This is a genomic window from Stenotrophomonas sp. C9D9 (genome assembly GCF_056491205.1).
This window is the reverse complement of the sequence record NZ_JBSZIF010000002.1, coordinates 273,209-290,097: the sequence shown is the minus strand read 5'-3', so window position 1 is coordinate 290,097 and position 16,889 is coordinate 273,209. Positions and strand designations below refer to the sequence as shown.

Annotated in this window: 21 protein-coding genes; 6 read left to right on the top strand and 15 right to left on the bottom strand. The window is 67.1% G+C overall.

The genetic code is table 11. The features are described 5' to 3' along the window. The first annotated feature begins 12 nt into the window (after positions 1-12). Positions 13-645: a uracil phosphoribosyltransferase gene (gene upp / locus ACXI0D_RS01495; RefSeq protein WP_005409099.1), complete on the top strand. Its 633-nt coding sequence runs from the start codon at positions 13-15 to the stop codon at positions 643-645. Between the two features lie 63 nt (positions 646-708). Here the strand turns inward: upp and ACXI0D_RS01490 are convergent, their stop codons facing one another. Both ACXI0D_RS01490 and ACXI0D_RS01485 read right to left on the bottom strand, forming a co-directional pair. Further along, the gene (locus ACXI0D_RS01490) at positions 709-1,188 is read right to left on the bottom strand and encodes an SRPBCC family protein (protein WP_049445461.1); all 480 of its coding nucleotides are present in this window, start codon (positions 1,186-1,188) and stop codon (positions 709-711) included. Continuing rightward, positions 1,169-1,594: an ArsR/SmtB family transcription factor gene (locus ACXI0D_RS01485; RefSeq protein WP_259337449.1), complete on the bottom strand. Its 426-nt coding sequence runs from the start codon at positions 1,592-1,594 to the stop codon at positions 1,169-1,171. The genes ACXI0D_RS01490 and ACXI0D_RS01485 overlap by 20 nt, the downstream gene beginning before the upstream one ends. A 59-nt stretch (positions 1,595-1,653) precedes the next feature. Here ACXI0D_RS01485 and ACXI0D_RS01480 point away from each other — a divergent pair, with 59 nt between their 5' ends. After that, a complete protein-coding gene (locus ACXI0D_RS01480) occupies positions 1,654-1,947 on the top strand; it encodes a PsiF family protein (RefSeq protein ID WP_049445544.1) in 294 nt (97 codons plus the stop codon). Between the two features lie 83 nt (positions 1,948-2,030). Here ACXI0D_RS01480 and ACXI0D_RS01475 read toward each other — a convergent pair whose 3' ends face one another. From ACXI0D_RS01475 to rsmD, 6 genes are all read right to left on the bottom strand, one after another. Further along, complete coding sequence (locus ACXI0D_RS01475; RefSeq protein WP_049445465.1) at positions 2,031-2,918, bottom strand: MBL fold metallo-hydrolase; 888 nt, start codon at positions 2,916-2,918, stop codon at positions 2,031-2,033. 120 nt (positions 2,919-3,038) lie between these two features. Beyond that, complete coding sequence (gene ggt, locus ACXI0D_RS01470; protein ID WP_479642157.1) at positions 3,039-4,769, bottom strand: gamma-glutamyltransferase; 1,731 nt, start codon at positions 4,767-4,769, stop codon at positions 3,039-3,041. After that, on the bottom strand, positions 4,766-5,047 hold the full coding sequence (locus ACXI0D_RS01465) for a YfhL family 4Fe-4S dicluster ferredoxin (RefSeq protein ID WP_004153175.1): 282 nt from the start codon (positions 5,045-5,047) through the stop codon (positions 4,766-4,768). The genes ggt and ACXI0D_RS01465 overlap by 4 nt, the downstream gene beginning before the upstream one ends. A gap of 132 nt (positions 5,048-5,179) precedes the next feature. After that, on the bottom strand, positions 5,180-5,671 hold the full coding sequence (locus tag ACXI0D_RS01460; RefSeq protein ID WP_004153167.1) for a hypothetical protein: 492 nt from the start codon (positions 5,669-5,671) through the stop codon (positions 5,180-5,182). A 60-nt stretch (positions 5,672-5,731) separates the two neighbouring features. After that, the gene (coaD, locus tag ACXI0D_RS01455; RefSeq protein WP_014036814.1) at positions 5,732-6,241 is read right to left on the bottom strand and encodes a pantetheine-phosphate adenylyltransferase; all 510 of its coding nucleotides are present in this window, start codon (positions 6,239-6,241) and stop codon (positions 5,732-5,734) included. A 26-nt stretch (positions 6,242-6,267) separates the two neighbouring features. Continuing rightward, positions 6,268-6,846 carry a 16S rRNA (guanine(966)-N(2))-methyltransferase RsmD gene (gene rsmD, locus ACXI0D_RS01450; protein WP_101765275.1) on the bottom strand — a complete coding sequence of 193 codons (579 nt, stop codon included), beginning with the start codon at positions 6,844-6,846 and terminating at the stop codon, positions 6,268-6,270. A gap of 602 nt (positions 6,847-7,448) precedes the next feature. On the opposite strand from rsmD, the gene htpG reads away from it, so the two are divergent. Further along, positions 7,449-9,341 carry a molecular chaperone HtpG gene (gene htpG / locus ACXI0D_RS01445; protein ID WP_101765274.1) on the top strand — a complete coding sequence of 631 codons (1,893 nt, stop codon included), beginning with the start codon at positions 7,449-7,451 and terminating at the stop codon, positions 9,339-9,341. Between the two features lie 139 nt (positions 9,342-9,480). Here the strand turns inward: htpG and ACXI0D_RS01440 are convergent, their stop codons facing one another. Beyond that, a complete protein-coding gene (locus ACXI0D_RS01440) occupies positions 9,481-9,780 on the bottom strand; it encodes a hypothetical protein (protein ID WP_049445474.1) in 300 nt (99 codons plus the stop codon). 129 nt (positions 9,781-9,909) lie between these two features. Here ACXI0D_RS01440 and ftsY point away from each other — a divergent pair, with 129 nt between their 5' ends. The 3 genes from ftsY (at position 9,910) to ACXI0D_RS01425 (ending at position 12,729) form a co-directional block, all read left to right on the top strand. Further along, positions 9,910-11,247 (top strand): signal recognition particle-docking protein FtsY, encoded by a 1,338-nt coding sequence (ftsY, locus tag ACXI0D_RS01435; RefSeq protein WP_479642156.1) that lies wholly within the window; start codon positions 9,910-9,912, stop codon positions 11,245-11,247. Between the two features lie 82 nt (positions 11,248-11,329). Then, entirely contained in the window at positions 11,330-12,454 is a 1,125-nt protein-coding gene (gene mutY / locus ACXI0D_RS01430) for an A/G-specific adenine glycosylase (RefSeq protein WP_119007678.1), read from the top strand. A gap of 5 nt (positions 12,455-12,459) precedes the next feature. Continuing rightward, the gene (locus ACXI0D_RS01425) at positions 12,460-12,729 is read left to right on the top strand and encodes an oxidative damage protection protein (protein ID WP_119007677.1); all 270 of its coding nucleotides are present in this window, start codon (positions 12,460-12,462) and stop codon (positions 12,727-12,729) included. Between the two features lie 75 nt (positions 12,730-12,804). Here the strand turns inward: ACXI0D_RS01425 and ACXI0D_RS01420 are convergent, their stop codons facing one another. From ACXI0D_RS01420 to ACXI0D_RS01395, 6 genes are all read right to left on the bottom strand, one after another. Then, positions 12,805-13,263, bottom strand: a complete 459-nt coding sequence (locus ACXI0D_RS01420) for a DUF6491 family protein (RefSeq protein ID WP_119007676.1) — start codon at positions 13,261-13,263, stop codon at positions 12,805-12,807. 107 nt (positions 13,264-13,370) lie between these two features. Beyond that, positions 13,371-14,084, bottom strand: coding sequence for a lipoprotein-releasing ABC transporter ATP-binding protein LolD (gene lolD, locus ACXI0D_RS01415; RefSeq protein ID WP_014036806.1), 714 nt, complete (start codon positions 14,082-14,084; stop codon positions 13,371-13,373). Beyond that, entirely contained in the window at positions 14,077-15,318 is a 1,242-nt protein-coding gene (locus tag ACXI0D_RS01410) for a lipoprotein-releasing ABC transporter permease subunit (protein WP_014036805.1), read from the bottom strand. Before ACXI0D_RS01410 ends, lolD begins: the two co-directional genes overlap by 8 nt. 23 nt (positions 15,319-15,341) lie before the next feature. Beyond that, complete coding sequence (locus tag ACXI0D_RS01405) at positions 15,342-15,791, bottom strand: hypothetical protein (RefSeq protein ID WP_119007675.1); 450 nt, start codon at positions 15,789-15,791, stop codon at positions 15,342-15,344. Further along, a complete protein-coding gene (locus ACXI0D_RS01400) occupies positions 15,742-15,990 on the bottom strand; it encodes an FAD assembly factor SdhE (protein WP_005409080.1) in 249 nt (82 codons plus the stop codon). The genes ACXI0D_RS01405 and ACXI0D_RS01400 overlap by 50 nt, the downstream gene beginning before the upstream one ends. A gap of 98 nt (positions 15,991-16,088) precedes the next feature. Next, complete coding sequence (locus tag ACXI0D_RS01395) at positions 16,089-16,874, bottom strand: succinate dehydrogenase iron-sulfur subunit (protein ID WP_479642155.1); 786 nt, start codon at positions 16,872-16,874, stop codon at positions 16,089-16,091. Positions 16,875-16,889 lie beyond the last annotated feature (15 nt).

The following is a 16,889-nucleotide window of genomic DNA, read 5'->3' as shown; positions in this document are numbered from 1 at the left end:
CCCTTCCCGACCATGAAGATCGTCGAAGTGCGCCACCCGCTGGTGCAGCACAAGATCGGCCTGATGCGCAATGCCGCGCTCAGCACCAAGGATTTCCGCGAACTGGCCAACGAGCTGGGTACGCTGCTGGCCTACGAGGCCACCGCCGACCTGGACACCGAGCCGCACACCCTGCCCGGCTGGGCCGGCCCGGTCACGGTGCAGCGCATTGCCGGCGCCAAGATCACCGTGGTGCCGATCCTGCGTGCCGGCCTGGGCATGCTCAGCGGCGTGCTGTCACTGATCCCCGCCGCCCGCGTCAGCGTGGTCGGCCTGCAGCGCGATGAGGAAACCCTGCAGCCGGTGCCCTACTTCGAGCGCCTGACCGGCCGCCTGGAAGAGCGCGACGCGCTGATCCTGGACCCGATGCTGGCCACCGGCGGCACCCTGATCGCCACCATCGACATGCTCAAGCGTGCCGGCGCACGCCGCATCAAGGGCATCTTCCTGGTGGCCGCGCCGGAAGGCATCGAAGCGGTCAAGGCCGTGCACCCGGACGTGGAAATCTACACCGCGGCCATCGATGCCCAGCTCAACGACAAGGGTTACATCCTGCCGGGCCTGGGCGACGCCGGTGACCGCATCTTCGGTACCCGCGTCGGTTGAGCCGGCGAGCCGGGGTCAGAGCCCTTTCTGCGAAAGGGATCTGACCCCATCCCGCATTCCGGCCTACAGCCCGGCTGCGAAGGTTTCCAGCTGGCCGATGACGGTGTTCCAGCCGTCGAAGAAGCCCAGCTGCTCATGCTGGTCACGCAGGGCCTTGTCCGGGTGCATCACCCGCGCCGTGTAGCGGCAGCCCTGCCCCTCGTCCTCCATGGTGATGATGGCGGTGAAGCCCAGCCAGGGTGACTGCGGCCGCCAGCCTGCGCCCAGCATCGAGGTGAACACCAGGCGCTGCTGCGGCACGATCTCCAGGAAGCTGCCCGGATTGTCACTGCTGCCGCCATCCGGGCCCTGCATGAAGGTGTGGAAGGCCCCGCCGGGGCGCAGGTCGAATGCGCGCACCTCGGTGGTCCACGGCTCCGGGCACCACCACTGGCGCAGCAGTTCCGGGTCGGTCCACGCCCGCCACAAGGCCGCGCGCGGTGCGTTCAACACACGGCTGATGACCAGATCGGTATCGGGGTTGTTACCTGCGTCTACGGCCACGGGCCTGCTCCTGTCGGTGAAGGGTTTCGACGAAATCGACCATGCGGTCGGCGCGCGCCTCCCACACGGCACGCTGTTCGGCCAGCCACTGCTCGGCCTGGCCCAGCCGCGCCGGCACCAGTTCGCAGGTGCGTATGCGCCCCTGCTTGTGGCTGCGCACCACGCCGCTGCGTTCCAGCACGGCCAGATGTTTCATCAGCGAGGGCAAGGCCATCTGGAAAGGCTCGGCCAGCACCGACACCGTGCGTGGCCCCTGCCCCAGCGCGGCCACGATCGCGCAACGGGTCGGGTCGGCCAGTGCGTGGAAGACTTCCTGGATGGCGGGATCATACTTACCCATATGGCTAAGTAATACGCCGATCTGAATGCCGATGCAAGCGGACGCAGCCGAGGCGCGATTCTTCACGTGGCCTTGCGGGCCGGAAGCGAATGCTCCGCGCACCCGCCACCGCTTGGAGCACCCTGATGAAAGCCTCTTTCCTGCTGGCCGCCGCCCTGCTGGTCGGCCTGCCCCTGGCTGCCAACGCCACCACCCCGCAGCAGCAGCGCATGGCCGAATGCTCGGCCAAGAACAAGGGCTTGAAGGGTGATGCCTACAAGACCGCGCAGAGTTCCTGCCTCAGCGGCCACGCTGCCGACTCCAAGCCGGCCAATGCGCAGCAGGAACGCATGCGCAAGTGCAACGCCGACGCGGGCGCCAAGAAGCTGGCCGGTGATGCGCGCAAGACCTTCATGAGCAGCTGCCTGAAGGCGTCTTGACGCCTGTCTCTTGCAGGGCGCCATCCACGCATGGCGTGGATCTGCCGCGTCAGTGGAAGGCCGGGCATTGCCCGGCCTTTTCATTACCCCAGGGCGCGCGCCTTCAGCTCGCCCTGCTCGTGCAGGGTCACGAAACGCCCCTTGTCATCGCGCCCGAGCTGCGCCAGCGCGACCTGCGGGTCATGGGTGAAGAACAGCCGTACGTTGCGCGCCAGCTTGTCTTCAAGGAACTGCCGCTTCTCGTCGATCAGCAGTTCGGCGTTGCGGTCGTAACCCATGGTGATCGGCACGTGCACCCATGAACGCCCTGGAATCAGGTCGGCACAGAACACCACGCCACCGTGCGCACCCTCGCCTGCATGCGCGTGACCGACGATCTCGGCCAGCATCAGTCCCGGCGTATGCCCGTCGCTGTAGCTGAAGCGCACGCTGCGGCCGAGGATCTTCGAGTACTCCCCGTCCACCACTTCCAGCCGGCCACTGGCCTGCAGCAGGCCGGGCAGCTCCGGAATGAAGCTGGCCCGGTCACGCGGGTGCGGTTGCACGGCGCGCTGCCAATGCTGCGCGCCGACCACGTAGGTCGCGTTGGGGAACAGCAATTCGGGCTCGCGACCTTCGCTCCATGCCGCCAGCAGGCCGCCGGCATGATCGAAATGCAGGTGGCTGAGCACGACGACATCGATGTCCTCATGCTCGAAACCCGCTTCGCGCAACGAATCGATCAGCACGTGCTGGCTTTCCTGCACGCCATAGCGCTCACGCATGCGCGGGTCGAAGAATGCACCGATGCCGGTTTCAAACAGCACCGTCTTGCCTTCCAGCGGGCTGGCAAGCAGCGCACGGCAGGCCAGCTCGATGCGATTGAGCTCGTCCGGTGCCGCCCATTTTTCCCACAACGCACGCGGTGCGTTGCCGAACATCGCACCGCCATCAAGGCGCTGCGAGTTTCCACGAATAGACCAGAGTTTCATGCGCCGATTATCGGCGCCGGCTCGTTAAATAATCGCTAGAAAGGAAACAGAAAACCCCGCCGACAAAGGCGGGGTTTCGATGATCTGCCAGATTGCCGGCCAGCGGCCGGCGCGACCGGATCAGCGCGCCGGTACGACCTGGGCGCTGCCCACCGGGTTGCGCGGGTCGCTGCCACCGAACAGTCTGTTCGCCTTGCGGTCCCATTCCACGGTCTGCAGGTTGCCCCACACGTGGCTGGAACCGCGGCCGCCTGCGGCGACGTCACCCGGCAGATCGATCTTGTGGCCCATTGCCTGCAGCTGCTTCACCGTCGCCGCGTCGAATGCATCGTCCTCGGCCTCGATCAGGTCCGGCAGCCACTGATGGTGGTAGCGCGGCAGCGCGGCCACCTGCTGTGCGTCCAGGCCGGCGTCGTAGCCGAGGATGCCCAGCAGCACCATGGTGATGATGCGGCTGCCGCCTGGGGTGCCCAGCACCACCACCTTGTCGGCGTTCTCCATGAAGGTCGGCGTCATCGAGCTGAGCATGCGCTTGCCAGCCTTCGGCGCATTGGCCTCGTAGCCCATCACGCCAAACGCGTTGGGCGTGCCCGGCTTCAGCGCGAAGTCGTCCATCTCGTTGTTCAGCAGTACGCCGGTGCCCTTGGGAATCAGCCCCGAGCCATACAGCAGGTTGACGGTCTGGGTGGCGCCAACGCGGTTGCCGTCGCGGTCGATGATCGAGAAGTGCGTGGTCTCGTCGTCTTCCAACGGCGTCGGGTTGCCCGACAGCAGGTCGCTGGGCGTGGCCTTCTCCGGATGGATGGTCGCCCGCAGGCCCTGCGCGTAGTCCTTGCTGGTCAGCACTTTCTGCGGGATCTGCACGAAGTCCGGATCACCGAGGAAGAAGGTGCGGTCGCGGTAGGCGCGGCGCATCGACTCCACCACCAGGTGGGTGCGGTGCGCCGGGTCCATCTTCCTGATATCCCAGCCTTCCAGGATCTGCAGCATGCTGGCCAGCGCGATGCCACCGGACGACGGCGGCGGCGCGGTGGTGATCTTCCAGCCGTTGTAATTGAACACGATCGGCTCGCGCTGCTTCACGCGATAGCCGGCCAGCTCTTCGGCGGTCCACTTGCCACCAGCCTGCTTCACGCCGGCCAGCAGCAGCGAACCGGTCTGGCCCTTGTAGAAGCCATCGAAGCCACCGGCGGCCAGCCGCTCCAGCGTCTGCGCCAGCTCCGGCTGCTTGAACAGGTCACCGGTGGCGATCGGCTTGCCATTGCGCAGGTAGACCTCGCGCGTGCCGGGGTAACGCTCCATCACTTCACGGCGCGAGGCATAGCCCTTGGCCATGCGGTCGTACACCGGGAAGCCTTCGCGCGCGATGCGGATCGCCGGCTGCAGCGACGCCGACAGGGGCAGCTTGCCGTACTTGGCCGACAGTTCGACCAGCGCTGCGGGCAGGCCGGGAATACCCGCCGACCAGGCACCGTTGACCGAACGATCACGGTCCAGGTTGCCCTGCTTGTCCAGGAAAGCCTGCGGGGTCGCAGCGGCCGGTGCGGTCTCGCGTGCATCCAGCATCACGTCCTTGCCGGTGGCCGCGTCGTGCAGCAGGAAGAAGCCGCCGCCGCCCAGCCCGGAACTGATCGGCTCGACCACCGCCAGCGTGGACGACACCGCCACCGCGGCGTCGAAGGCGTTGCCGCCCTGCACCAGGATGTCGATGCCGGCCTGGGTGGCCAGCGCGTGGCCGCTGGCAATGGCCGCGCCGTCGGGGCGCTCGGCACGGGCCGGGCTGTCGGCCCAGGCAATCGGGCTCAGCATCAGGCCGAGCAGCAACAGGGGGCGGACGATCAGCGTCTTCATTCGGATGGGGGCTCCGCGTAGAGTTCGGGGTGATCGTGCTGCAGCTGGCGCAGCTTGGCCAGCAGCTGGTCTTCCGTTTCCACGATCTCCGGGTCCGGGTCGATGCACTCGACCGGGCAGACGACCACGCACTGTGGCTCGTCGAAATGACCCACGCATTCGGTGCAGCGCGCAGGGTCGATCACGTAGATGGTTTCACCCATCGCAATGGCCTGGTTCGGGCAGGCCGGCTCGCATACGTCGCAGTTGACGCAGAGCTCGTTGATTTTCAGTGACACGGCGATACTCCTCGCCCGCGCCCTGGGACAAAGGACCGGCCAGCGCGGGCGCGCGGGCCGGTCAGGTCATCAGCGGCGCCCCTGCAGGACGCCGCCCGGGCCATGCCGGAGCATGGCCGCCATGGCTCGGTATTACTTGGCTTCGACGAAAATGTACTCGGCACCGGTCGGCTGGATCGCAGCCTGCACGCGGGCATTGTCGGCCGACTGGCCGATGAAGACGACGCGCACGCCCTTCATCGAATCCGGCGACACGTCCTTGAACACGGCCTGGATCATGTCAGCCATCTTGCCCGAGGCCGACGAACCGAAGGCCAGCATGTTGCCCGGCTGCACGCCACGGGCCACGGCCTGGGTCGCGCTCTCGGTCTGGCGCTCGTACTTGGCCTGGAAGTCCGGGTCCGATTCCGGCGAGAGGTAGTACAGGAACGGGCTGTTGGTAATGTTGCCCATGTTCTGGATCGCCACTTCCTGCAGGTACTTCTTCCAGCCTGCATCGTCGTCCTTGGACGGAGCGACCAGGGCCTGCTTGGCCTCGTCGACCGGAGCGGCCTCTTCCTTCTTGCAGGCGGTGAAGGCCAGGGCCAACGAAGCGATCAGCATCGCGCGCATGGTGGTGTTCATGGGTTTCCTCCCGGAATGGTGCGTGGTGTTGTACGTAATGGGGTGCGGGTACAGCGGGGCTTACGACTGTGCCGACTTCGCTTCGCGGACCTTGCGCAGGGCTTCGAGCACCGCGGCCGGCACGAAACCGGACACGTCGCCGCCCAGGCGCGCGATCTCGCGGACCAGCGAGGACGAAATGAAGCTGTGCTGCTCGGCCGGGGTCAGGAACAGGGTCTCGACCTCGGGGATCAGGTGACGGTTCATGCTGGCCATCTGGAACTCGTACTCGAAATCGGACACCGCGCGCAGGCCGCGCAGCAGCACCCCGCCCTGGACCGAGCGTACGAAATGGGCCAGCAGGGTATCGAAGCCGATGACCTCGACGTTGCCGTGGTGGGCCAGCGCGCCACGCGCCAGCTGCACGCGCTGCTCCAGCGGCAGCGCCGGGCCCTTGGACGGGCTCTGCGCCACGCCGACCACGACCTTTTCGAACAGCGGCGCGGCGCGGCTCACCAGGTCGATGTGACCGTTGGTGATCGGGTCGAACGTGCCGGGATAGACGGCGATGCGGCGGTTGGCCACGGTCATGGGCGGATGCAGATGTTCAGATGAGGTCAAAGTGTAGCAGTGGCGCGGCGGTACAGGGCAAAGCGCACCTCGCGGGTGCCACCCTCGCGGTGCAGCAGCCAGTCCGGCGGCAGCACCGGCACGTGGCCGGCCGGCGATTCCAGGTACAGCCAGGCATCGGCGGCCAGGTGCCGGGGCAGCTGGGCCAGCACGTCCTGCCACAGGCCATCGGCGAATGGCGGGTCGATGAAGACCAGGTCGGCCTGCTGCGCGGGTGCGCCCTGCAGCCAGCGCAGGGCATCGGCCTGCACGACGCTGATCTGGTCGCCGGCCTGCAGCTTGGCCACCGCAGCGGTCAGATTGCGCCCCAGCTGTGCATCGCGCTCGACCAGGGTGGCGTGGGCGGCACCGCGCGAGACCGCCTCCAGCCCCAGCGCACCGCTGCCGGCGAACAGGTCCAGCACGCGGGCCCCGCCGAGCCTGGGCATCAGCCAGTTGAACAGGGTTTCGCGCACGCGGTCGCTGCTGGGGCGAAGCCCCGGCAGGGTCGGCACCGGCAGGCGGGTATTGCGCCAGCGCCCGCCGATGATGCGGACCTGGCCGTCATTGCCCCCACGACCGCTCATCGGCGCCCCCGGCGGCGGGAGGTATTCGAGAAATTCAGCATGAGCGGGATTGTAGTTCGGCCGGGCGGCGCCCGGGGACGCGCCAACGCATGCGCGCTGTCGCTCCCACGCTTCGCTGCGCGAAACGCGGGCCCCACCTACCAACTTCCACACCCCCGCCGCTTCGCGGCCGCCCCCTGACTCAGGGGGCTCTACCCCAGACGCGATCCGATGCCCGACATACAGGTGGGGTCAGATCCGTTTTCCTGCGGAAAGCGGATCTGACCCTGGTTTGGATTTCGATATCTGAGAGATTCCATCCACGCATGGCGTGGATCTACTGGCCGCCGGCCAACTGTCGAAGGCGGGGCGGTGTCGGATTGCGGGGTGTCCGCGGCATGGATGCCGCGGCCAAGCCCCCAAGGACGGGTTCACGGCGTCCCCGCAATCCGACACTGCCCCGCCATCCCACGGATAGCCCGCTGTTGCTTCGGCTGTTGCTCTGGCCTCTGCGGGTGCAGGGCGCAGCCCTGCCCGACCAACCCCTTGATTTCGGGACAATCAGCCATACCCCTTGGCGAGGCCGCACGCGCTGGCGCGGCATTGCACACGGAGCCTTATCGATGACCGAGACCACCCAGACCGAAACCCTTGGCTTCCAGACCGAAGTCAAGCAGCTGCTGCAGCTGATGATCCACTCGCTGTACTCCAACAAGGAAATCTTCCTGCGCGAGCTGGTCTCCAACGCCGCCGACGCCGCCGACAAACTGCGCTTCGAGGCCCTGACCCAGCCGGCTCTGCTGGAAGGCGACAGCGAGCTGCGCGTGCGCGTCAGCTTCGACCCCGCCGCCCACACCATCACCATCGAAGACAACGGCATCGGCATGAGCCGCGCCGAAGCCATCGCCCACCTCGGCACGATTGCAAAGTCCGGCACCGGCGACTTCCTGCGCCAGCTGTCCGGCGACCAGAAGAAGGATTCGCAGCTGATCGGCCAGTTCGGCGTCGGCTTCTACAGCGCCTTCATCGTCGCCGACGAAGTGGAAGTGACCTCGCGCCGCGCCGGTCTGGCTGCAGGCGAAGGCGTGCGCTGGACCTCGCGCGGCGAAGGCGATTTCGACGTCGCCACCGTCGACAAGGCCGAGCGCGGCACCCGCATCGTCCTGCACCTGAAGGACGGCGAGCACGACTTCGCCGATGGCTGGCGCCTGCGCAGCATCCTCAAGAAGTACTCGGATCACATCGGCCTGCCGATCCAGATGCCCAAGGAGGGCGGTGAAGAAGGCGCCGCCGGTGAGTGGGAAACCGTCAACCGTGCCAGCGCACTGTGGACCCGTCCGCGCACCGAAATCAGTGATGCCGAGTACACCGAGTTCTACAAGCACGTCGCGCACGACCACAGCGACCCGCTGGCCTGGAGCCACAACAAGGTCGAGGGCAAGCTGGAGTACACCTCGCTGCTGTACGTGCCGGGCCGCGCGCCGTTCGACCTGTACCACCGCGATGCGCCCAAGGGCCTGAAGCTGTACGTGCAGCGCGTGTTCGTGATGGACCAGGCCGAGCAGTTCCTGCCGCTGTACCTGCGTTTCATCAAGGGCGTGGTCGACTCCAACGACCTGTCGCTGAACGTCTCGCGCGAGATCCTGCAGTCCGGCCCGGTCATCGATTCGATGAAGGCGGCGCTGACCAAGCGCTCGCTGGACATGCTGGAGAAGCTGGCCGCCGACAAGCCGGAGCAGTACGCCACGTTCTGGAAGGAATTCGGCCAGGTGCTGAAGGAAGGCCCGGCCGAGGACTACAACAACCGCGAGAAGGTGGCCGGCCTGCTGCGCTTCGCTTCCACCCGTGGCGACGGCGATGCGCAGAGCGTGTCGCTGGCCGATTACCTCGGCCGCATGACCGAAGGCCAGGACAAGATCTACTACCTGACCGGCGAGAGCTACAGCCAGGTACGCAACAGCCCGCACCTGGAAGTGTTCCGCAAGAAGGGCGTGGAAGTGCTGCTGCTGACCGACCGCATCGACGAGTGGCTGATGGGCTACCTGACCGATTTCGACGGCAAGGGCTTCGTCGACATCGCCCGCGGCGACCTCGACCTGGGCGCGCTGGAGAGCGAGGCCGACAAGCAGGAGCAGGAAGCGGCGGCGAAGGACAAGCAGGGCCTGGTCGAGCGCCTGAAGACGGTGCTGGGCGATGACGTGGCCGAAGTGCGCGTCTCGCACCGCCTGACCGATTCGCCGGCGGTGCTGGCCATCGGCGAGCAGGACCTGGGCCTGCAGATGCGCCAGATCCTGGAAGCCAGCGGGCAGAAGGTGCCGGACAGCAAGCCGGTGCTGGAGATCAATCCGGGCCACCCGCTGATTGCCAAGCTCGATGCCGAAGCCGATGGCGCGCGTTTCGACGACCTCGGCCGGGTCCTGTTCGACCAGGCCGCACTGGCCGCTGGTGACAGCCTGAAGGACCCGGGTGCCTACGTGGCGCGCCTGAACAAGCTGCTGCTGGAACTGTCGGCCTGATCGACAGATCGGGTGCCGGGCAAGGCTTGGCGATGCTCTGGTAGGTGCCAACCTTGGTTGGCACTGCTGCCCTGGTAGAGGCCAACCTTGGTTGGCGCCCACCAGGGGCAGCGGTTGGCACCTGCCAAAGCGGTGTTGCTCAGGCTTCCCGATCCAACAGCGAGCCCAGCATCTGGTCGTGGCGGCGGATCACCGCAGCATTGGCAGCGAAGGCCACCACCTCGGCTTTCGCGGCCAGCAGATCACCCAGCGGCGCGGGGGCATTGGCGCCGGTGGACGTCACCGAAGCCTGCACCCCACCCTGCTCGGTGGTATTGCGCTGCAACTGCAGGCGCTGGGCGTCCGGGGTCACCAGGTTGGCCACGTTGTGCGCGGCCACCTGCACGCCCTGCTGGGCCGCACGCATCCCGCTGAGGGCGATTCCCATCACGTTGTCCATGGCGGTCTCCGGGCCGCACGACGCAGCCCTCCGGACCGATTAACGGCCGGTGGGCCGCGACCTTGAGTCCACATCGGCCGGACAGGCCCGAGTGGTAGCATATCCCTCTGATTTCAGCGCCTTTTGCCAATGCTCAGTTTTTTCCGCCGCAAGAAGCCCCAGGATGCCCCCGCAGCGGAGGCACCCAAGACCCAGCACTACTCGGCTGAAGAGCTGGCGGCGGCATTCCCGTCGGCCGCGCCGGTCGAGGACAAGGAACCCGCGCCGGTAGCTGCGCCGGCCGCACCTGCCCTCGTTGAGCCGCCCCCGGCAGCGGTCGCCCCGGTAACGGTCGAGCCCACCCAGGCGGCTCCCGCTCCGGTGGTCCCGGCCGTCCCGGCACCCATTGCCCCGGCCCCGATCGCGCAGATCGACGTCGCCCCTGTCGCTGCGCCGGCCATCGAGCCGATGCCTGCGCCACTGCCGGAACCTGCGCCTGCACCGACCCCAGCAGCGGTCTCCGACGACCTGCCTGCCGCCGCCTCGGTCGATGCCGCCCCGGCGCCTGCCGGCAAGCCCGGCTGGCGCGAACGCTTGCGCAACAGCGTCATCGCGCGCAGCTTCGGCGGCCTGTTCTCGCGCAATCCCAAGCTCGATGACGACCTGCTGGACGAGCTGGAAACCGCGCTGATCACCGCCGACGTCGGCGTGGGCGCCACCACCGACCTGGTCGAGGGCCTGCGCAAGCGCATGAAGTCGCGCGAGTTCGCCGACGCCAATGCACTACTGGCCGCGCTGCGCGCCGAGCTGATCGCGATCCTGCAGCCGGTCGCCAAGCCGCTGGTGATCGACCGCAATGCCAAGCCCTTCGTGGTGCTCACTGTCGGCGTCAACGGCGTCGGCAAGACCACCACCATTGGCAAGCTGGCCAAGCGCTTCAAGGATGACGGCCACAGCCTGATGCTGGCCGCCGGCGATACCTTCCGCGCCGCCGCCGTGGCCCAGCTGCAGGCCTGGGGCGAGCGCAACGGCGTGGCCGTGGTCGCGCAGGGCCAGAACGCGGACGCCGCCTCGGTGGCATTCGATGCACTGCAGGCCGGCAAGGCCCGCGGCACCTCGGTGCTGATCGCCGACACCGCCGGCCGCCTGCACACCCAGTCAGGCCTGATGAACGAGCTGTGCAAGATCCGCCGCGTGCTCGGCAAGATCGATCCCACCGCGCCGCACGAAGTGCTGATGGTGATCGACGGCACCACCGGCCAGAACGCGCTGTCGCAGCTGCGCCAGTTCAATGCCGCGGTGAACGTGACCGGCCTGGTAGTGACCAAGCTGGACGGCACGGCCAAGGGCGGCGTGGTGTTCGCACTGGCCCGCGAGTTCGGCATTCCGATTCGTTTCGCCGGCATCGGCGAGCGCCCGGAAGACCTGCGCGTGTTCGATCCGGAAGCCTTCGTCGACGCCCTGCTGCCCGAAGCACTGGGCGCCTGATACACCGTGCAGCCACGCATGGCGTGGCTCTACTGCAATCCGGTAGAGCCACCCCACGGGTGGCTGCCTCTCTGGAATTCCAATGCCCCGCCAGCCGCACGCCAGCGCCGAGACTGCAGAACGGGACGGTTTCGTCGCCCGCCTGCTGCACTGGTTCGACGACCACGGCCGCCACGACCTGCCCTGGCAGCACCCGCGCAGCCCCTATCGGGTCTGGCTGTCGGAAATCATGCTGCAGCAGACCCAGGTGGCCACGGTCATCCCGTACTTCCAGCGGTTCCTGCAGCACTTCCCGACCCTGCCCGACCTCGCCGCCGCCAGCAATGACGCGGTGATGGCGCAGTGGGCCGGGCTCGGCTACTACGCCCGCGCACGCAACCTGCATGCCGCCGCGAAGCGCTGCGTGGAACTGCACGACGGCGATCTGCCACGTGACTTCGATGCACTGCATGCACTGCCCGGCATTGGCCGCAGCACCGCAGGTGCGATCCTCAGCCAGGCCTGGAACGACCCGTTCGCGATCCTCGATGGCAACGTCAAGCGCGTGCTCAGCCGTTACCACGGCATCGACGGCTTTCCCGGCCTGCCGGCCATCGAGAAACAGTTGTGGGCCATTGCCGAGGCGCACGTGGCGCAGGTGCCGGCCGGGCGCATGGCCGACTACACCCAGGCACAGATGGACCTGGGTGCGACGGTGTGCAGCCGCGCCAGGCCAGCCTGCGTGATCTGCCCGCTGCAGGACGCGTGCGTGGCGCGCCGCGAAGGCCGCACCGCTGAACTACCCACGCCCAAGCCCAGCAAGACCCTGCCCGAGCGCGAAGCAGTGGCCCTGCTGCTGCGCGATGCCCAGCAGCGCGTACTGCTGCAGAAGCGGCCGGACACCGGCATCTGGGCGCAGCTGTGGACGCTGCCGCAGGCCGACGCCGGCAGCGAGCTGCAGGACTGGTTCGACGTGCACGTTGAAGGCTCCCTGGAAGACGCCGAAGAGCTGCCGGTGCTGCAGCACACCTTCAGCCACTACAAGCTGCACCTGCAGGTACTCTCGCGGCAGGTACACGGCCTGCGCGTGGAAGAACCCACGCTGCGCTGGGTCGCCACCGACGAGCTTCCCGCGCTGGGCCTGCCGGCCCCCATCCGCAAGCTGCTCGATGGCGCCGCGATCAAGGCGCCGAAACGAACGTCCAAGAAACCCCGCAACCACGAGTGAGTACCATGTCCCGAACCGTCTTCTGCCAGTACGAACAACGCGATGCCGAGGGCCTGGACTTCGTGCCCTACCCCGGCGAACTGGGCCAGCGCATCTTCAACAACATCGGCAAGCAGGCCTGGGCTGCGTGGCTGGCGCACCAGACCATGCTGATCAACGAGAACCGCCTGTCGCCGCGCACCCCGGAACATCGCGCGTTCCTTGAAGGCGAACTGGTCAAGTTCCTGTTCGAGAAGGACGCGGAAAAGCCAGCCGGCTTCACCCCGGAAACCTGACAACAAAACGGGGACGGAGGGGATTAAGTCGTTTGTGGCACAAACGACTTAATCCCCTCCGTCCCCTTTTTTTGATCATTTGGCCGGGGCGGTTTCCGCCTCGCGCTCCTGCACCTGCGCCTGGCGCAGCTCCTGCTCGGAAGTGCGCAACGCCTTCACGTCCAGCTTGCGGATGCTGTTGATGAAGCACGGCATGCGCGGGCCACCGGTCGGGTCGCGCACCAGCACCTTGTCAAAACGCGACGACACCCGGCCCATGCTGCTGGTCAGCCCGATGGCGGTGGCGTAGGACAGGTCTGGACACGGGCCACTCAGTTCCAGCAGGTAAGCCTCGCTCGGCCGGGTCCAGACCGCCAGGGCGCTGTCACCCAGCTCGGTCCAGCCATTGAGGTTGCCGAAGAACTGCATGTCGTTCTGCGGCGCGCCGGCGTGGGCACGGTACAGATCCAGCTTCTCGGTACTGCTGAGCCGGCCGGTGGTCGCGCAGGCGGCCAGCGCCAGGCAGAGTCCGGCGATCAGGATCGGGGTCTTCATGGCGATCTCCTCGGGGAACCTGCTTCGATCATGCGCCGGCCGATGTGCGGCCGGCGCGATGGCAGGTAAACCCGTTCAGGCGCCGGGAGGCGGCCGTTGCCGGCCGCTCAGACGTCGGCGTGGGCCAGTGCGTGCAGGCGCCCTTCGCGCAGCTCCAGCACCCGGTCCAGGCGCCGCGCCAGGCTGCGGTCGTGGGTGACCAGCACCAGGCTGGTATGGCGCGCGCGGTTGAGTTCCAGCATCAGCTCGAACACGGTGCCCGCGGTGCGGTCATCCAGGTTTCCGGTGGGCTCGTCGCCGAGCACGCAGGCCGGATGATTGACCAGCGCACGCGCCACTGCGGCACGTTGGCGTTCGCCGCCGGACAGCTCGCCCGGCTTGTGGTCCAGGCGATGGCCGAGGCCGACCGCTTCCAGCAGCGTGGTGGCCCGGCTGCTCGCTTCGGCCACGGCGGTGCCGGCCAGCAGCACCGGCATCATCACGTTTTCCAGCGCGGTGAACTCAGGCAGCAGGTGGTGGAACTGGTAGACGAAGCCCAGCGCCTGGTTGCGCAGCAGGCCACGCGCAGTGTCCGACAGCGCCGACATGCGCTGGCCGGTCACGTAGACCTCGCCCGCAGTCGGAATGTCGAGGCCACCCAGCAGGTGCAGCAGCGTGCTCTTGCCGGCACCGGAAGCACCGATGATCGCCACGGTTTCGCCGGCGGTCACGGTCAGGTCCAGGCCATCGAACACCGGGGTCTGCATGCGCCCTTCGGCGTAGGTCTTGCCCAGTGCTTCGGCGCGGATCACTTCATCGCCGCGGTTGAAGACCTTATTCATAACGCAGGGCCTCCGCCGGCTGGGTGCGTGCTGCCCGCCAGGCGGGATAGAGGGTGGCCAGGAAGCTCATCAGCAGCGCGACCACGGTGATCGCCACCACGTCGCCGGTCTGCATGTCGGTCGGCAGGCCGGTGATGTAGTAGACGTCCTCCGGCAGCAGCTTGACGTTGAACACGCTTTCGATCGCGCCGAGGATGCGTTCCAGGTTGAGGGTCAGGGTGATGCCGCCGATCAGGCCGGCCAGGGTGCCGAAGATGCCGATCAGCGAACCCTGCACCATGAACACCTGCATCACCCCGCCCGGGGTCAGGCCCAGCGTGCGCAGGATGGCGATGTCGGCCTGCTTGTCGGTGACCAGCATCACCTGCGAGGACACCAGGTTGAACGCGCCCATGGCGATGATCAGCGACAGCAGGATGCCCATCACCACCTTCTCCATGCGCAGCGAGTGGTAGAGGTTGGCGTTCTGCTGGGTCCAGTCACTCACCCGGTACGCGCCGCCAAGGCTCTGCGCCAGGTCCACGCCCACTTCCAGCGAGCGGTCCATGTCGTGCAGTTTCAGGCGCACGCCGGTGGCGCCGTCGCTGCGCAGCACGCGCTCCAGGTCCTGCATGTTGGCAAAGCCGACGCCGCGGTCGACCTCGTTGTAGCCCGCCTCGAAGATGCCGCTGACGGTGAAGCGTTTCATTCGTGGTACCGCGCCGGCAGGCGTGCCCTGCACTTCGGCGAAGGTCACCAGCACCTGGTCGCCCACGTCCACGCCCAGCCAGATCGCCAGTTCCTTGCCCAGCAGCAGGTTGAAGCTGCCCGGCGTGAGGCTGTCATAGCTGCCCTTGGTGACCTTCTTGTCGATCACAGACACCTTCGGCTCCAGCGCCGGATCGATGCCCTGGATGATCGCGCCCTGCACGCGCGGGCCGCTGATCATCGACTGGATCTCGATGTACGGCGCGGCACCGGCCACGCGCGGATCCTTGCGGGCGATGTCGACCACGCGCATCCAGTCCGGCATCGGCTCGCCGTCGCGGCTGATGGTGGTGTGGGCGGTCATCTGCAGCAGGCGGCTGCGGATTTCCTTCTGGAAACCGCTCATCACCGCCAGGGTGGTGATCAGCACCGTGACGCCGAGCGCGATGCCCAGGATCGATGCCATCGAGATGAAGGAGATGAAGCCGTTGCGGCGCTTGGCGCGCAGGTAGCGCAGGCCAATGGCCACGGGAATGGGTTTGAACATGCAGGCACGCCGGTCAATTCAGCTTATGGTGCCATCGTACGGGGCCGACGGGAAACGGCACGTGCGGCCACGGCCAGTCGCAGTTCACGTCGCTGCCCGGAATCCAGCACATCGGGCCAGAACAGCAGGCGTTGGCGGCGCCGTTCCTCACGCCAGAGCAACAGCAGCCACGGCCCGCGCACGACGAGTTGTGGTGCATCGGCGTCCTGCCCGGCCACCTGCAGCGGCTCGGGCGGTACCGGCAGAAGCACCGGCACGCGTGGCCTGCGCTGGCGCCAGGCCAGTTCGGCCAGGCCCACGCACCAGGCCAGCACCACCGCGGGCATCAGCAGCCGTGAAGGCAGATCCGATGCGCGCAGCAGCAAGGGCGCAGCCAGCAGCACCGCCAACTGGGCGGCGGCCTGCAGCCGCGAGGGGCGCCACTCAAGGCTTGAGGGCGAGGATCTTCTGCATGAGGGGGATCGCGTGCGCATGCGGGCAGGCCTCGTAGCCCATGAACCAGCGCCACAACTTATCGTCCTCGCAGTCGAGCAGGAACAGGAAAACCTCGCGCTCTTCGGTCGGCGCAGTGCTCCACTCGTGGTCCAGGTAACGGCCGAACAGCTGATCCAGCTCACGCATGCCGCGGCGGCAGCGCCAGCGCAGCTTCTTCAGCAGAACATCTTCTTCCATCGTGTTTCTCCAGATACAGCAAAGCCACGCATGGCGTGGCTCTGCTGGGGTGGCAAAGCCACGCGTGGCGTAGCTCTACCGGGTACAGCCGGGCCCGATCAGGCGCGGCGTTCCATCATCAGCTTCTTGATCTCGGCGATCGCCAGCGCCGGGTTCAGGCCCTTCGGGCAGGTCCGGGCGCAGTTCATGATGGTGTGGCAGCGGTACAGCTTGAACGGATCTTCCAGATCGTCCAGGCGCGCACCGGTGTCCTCATCGCGCGAGTCGATGATCCAGCGGTAGGCCTGCAGCAGGATCGCCGGGCCCAGGTAACGCTCGCCGTTCCACCAGTAGCTCGGGCAGCTGGTCGAGCAGCAGGCGCACAGGATGCACTCGTACAGGCCATCCAGCTTCTTGCGGTCTTCCGGCGACTGCAGGCGCTCACGGTCCGGCGGTGCCGGAGTCTGGGTGCGGATCCACGGCTTGATCGAGGCGTACTGCGCGTAGAAGTGGGTCAGGTCCGGAACCAGATCCTTGACCACGTTCATGTGCGGCAGCGGGTAGATCGGCACTTCCTTCTTGCGGCAGTCCGAGATGGCTCGGGTGCAGGCCAGGGTGTTGGTGCCGTCGATGTTCATCGCGCACGAACCACAGATACCTTCGCGGCACGAGCGGCGGAAGGTCAGGGTCGGGTCGATCTCGTTCTTGATCTTGATCAGGGCGTCCAGGACCATCGGGCCGCAGGCGTCCAGATCGACTTCATAGGTATCGGTGCGCGGGTTGCTGTCGTCGTCCGGACTCCAGCGGTAGATCTTGAAGGTGCGCACGTTCTTGCCGCCGTTCTTGACGGGGAAGTGCTTGCCCTTCGTGATCTTGGAATTCTTGGGGAGTGAAAACTCGGCCATGGCTGCTCTCGTTGG

What these genes read in the sequence shown, in the direction of transcription:
- upp (WP_005409099.1), top strand. Translation starts at nt 13, where the DNA reads ATGAAGATCGTCGAAGTGCGCCACCCGCTGGTGCAGCACAAGATCGGC.
- ACXI0D_RS01480 (WP_049445544.1), top strand. Translation starts at nt 1,654, where the DNA reads ATGAAAGCCTCTTTCCTGCTGGCCGCCGCCCTGCTGGTCGGCCTGCCC.
- ACXI0D_RS01475 (WP_049445465.1), bottom strand. Translation starts at nt 2,918, where the DNA reads ATGAAACTCTGGTCTATTCGTGGAAACTCGCAGCGCCTTGATGGCGGT.
- ggt (WP_479642157.1), bottom strand. Translation starts at nt 4,769, where the DNA reads ATGAAGACGCTGATCGTCCGCCCCCTGTTGCTGCTCGGCCTGATGCTG.
- ACXI0D_RS01460 (WP_004153167.1), bottom strand. Translation starts at nt 5,671, where the DNA reads ATGAACACCACCATGCGCGCGATGCTGATCGCTTCGTTGGCCCTGGCC.
- coaD (WP_014036814.1), bottom strand. Translation starts at nt 6,241, where the DNA reads ATGACCGTGGCCAACCGCCGCATCGCCGTCTATCCCGGCACGTTCGAC.
- rsmD (WP_101765275.1), bottom strand. Translation starts at nt 6,846, where the DNA reads ATGAGCGGTCGTGGGGGCAATGACGGCCAGGTCCGCATCATCGGCGGG.
- htpG (WP_101765274.1), top strand. Translation starts at nt 7,449, where the DNA reads ATGACCGAGACCACCCAGACCGAAACCCTTGGCTTCCAGACCGAAGTC.
- ACXI0D_RS01440 (WP_049445474.1), bottom strand. Translation starts at nt 9,780, where the DNA reads ATGGACAACGTGATGGGAATCGCCCTCAGCGGGATGCGTGCGGCCCAG.
- ftsY (WP_479642156.1), top strand. Translation starts at nt 9,910, where the DNA reads ATGCTCAGTTTTTTCCGCCGCAAGAAGCCCCAGGATGCCCCCGCAGCG.
- mutY (WP_119007678.1), top strand. Translation starts at nt 11,330, where the DNA reads ATGCCCCGCCAGCCGCACGCCAGCGCCGAGACTGCAGAACGGGACGGT.
- ACXI0D_RS01425 (WP_119007677.1), top strand. Translation starts at nt 12,460, where the DNA reads ATGTCCCGAACCGTCTTCTGCCAGTACGAACAACGCGATGCCGAGGGC.
- ACXI0D_RS01420 (WP_119007676.1), bottom strand. Translation starts at nt 13,263, where the DNA reads ATGAAGACCCCGATCCTGATCGCCGGACTCTGCCTGGCGCTGGCCGCC.
- lolD (WP_014036806.1), bottom strand. Translation starts at nt 14,084, where the DNA reads ATGAATAAGGTCTTCAACCGCGGCGATGAAGTGATCCGCGCCGAAGCA.
- ACXI0D_RS01410 (WP_014036805.1), bottom strand. Translation starts at nt 15,318, where the DNA reads ATGTTCAAACCCATTCCCGTGGCCATTGGCCTGCGCTACCTGCGCGCC.
- ACXI0D_RS01405 (WP_119007675.1), bottom strand. Translation starts at nt 15,791, where the DNA reads ATGCGCACGCGATCCCCCTCATGCAGAAGATCCTCGCCCTCAAGCCTT.
- ACXI0D_RS01400 (WP_005409080.1), bottom strand. Translation starts at nt 15,990, where the DNA reads ATGGAAGAAGATGTTCTGCTGAAGAAGCTGCGCTGGCGCTGCCGCCGC.
- ACXI0D_RS01395 (WP_479642155.1), bottom strand. Translation starts at nt 16,874, where the DNA reads ATGGCCGAGTTTTCACTCCCCAAGAATTCCAAGATCACGAAGGGCAAG.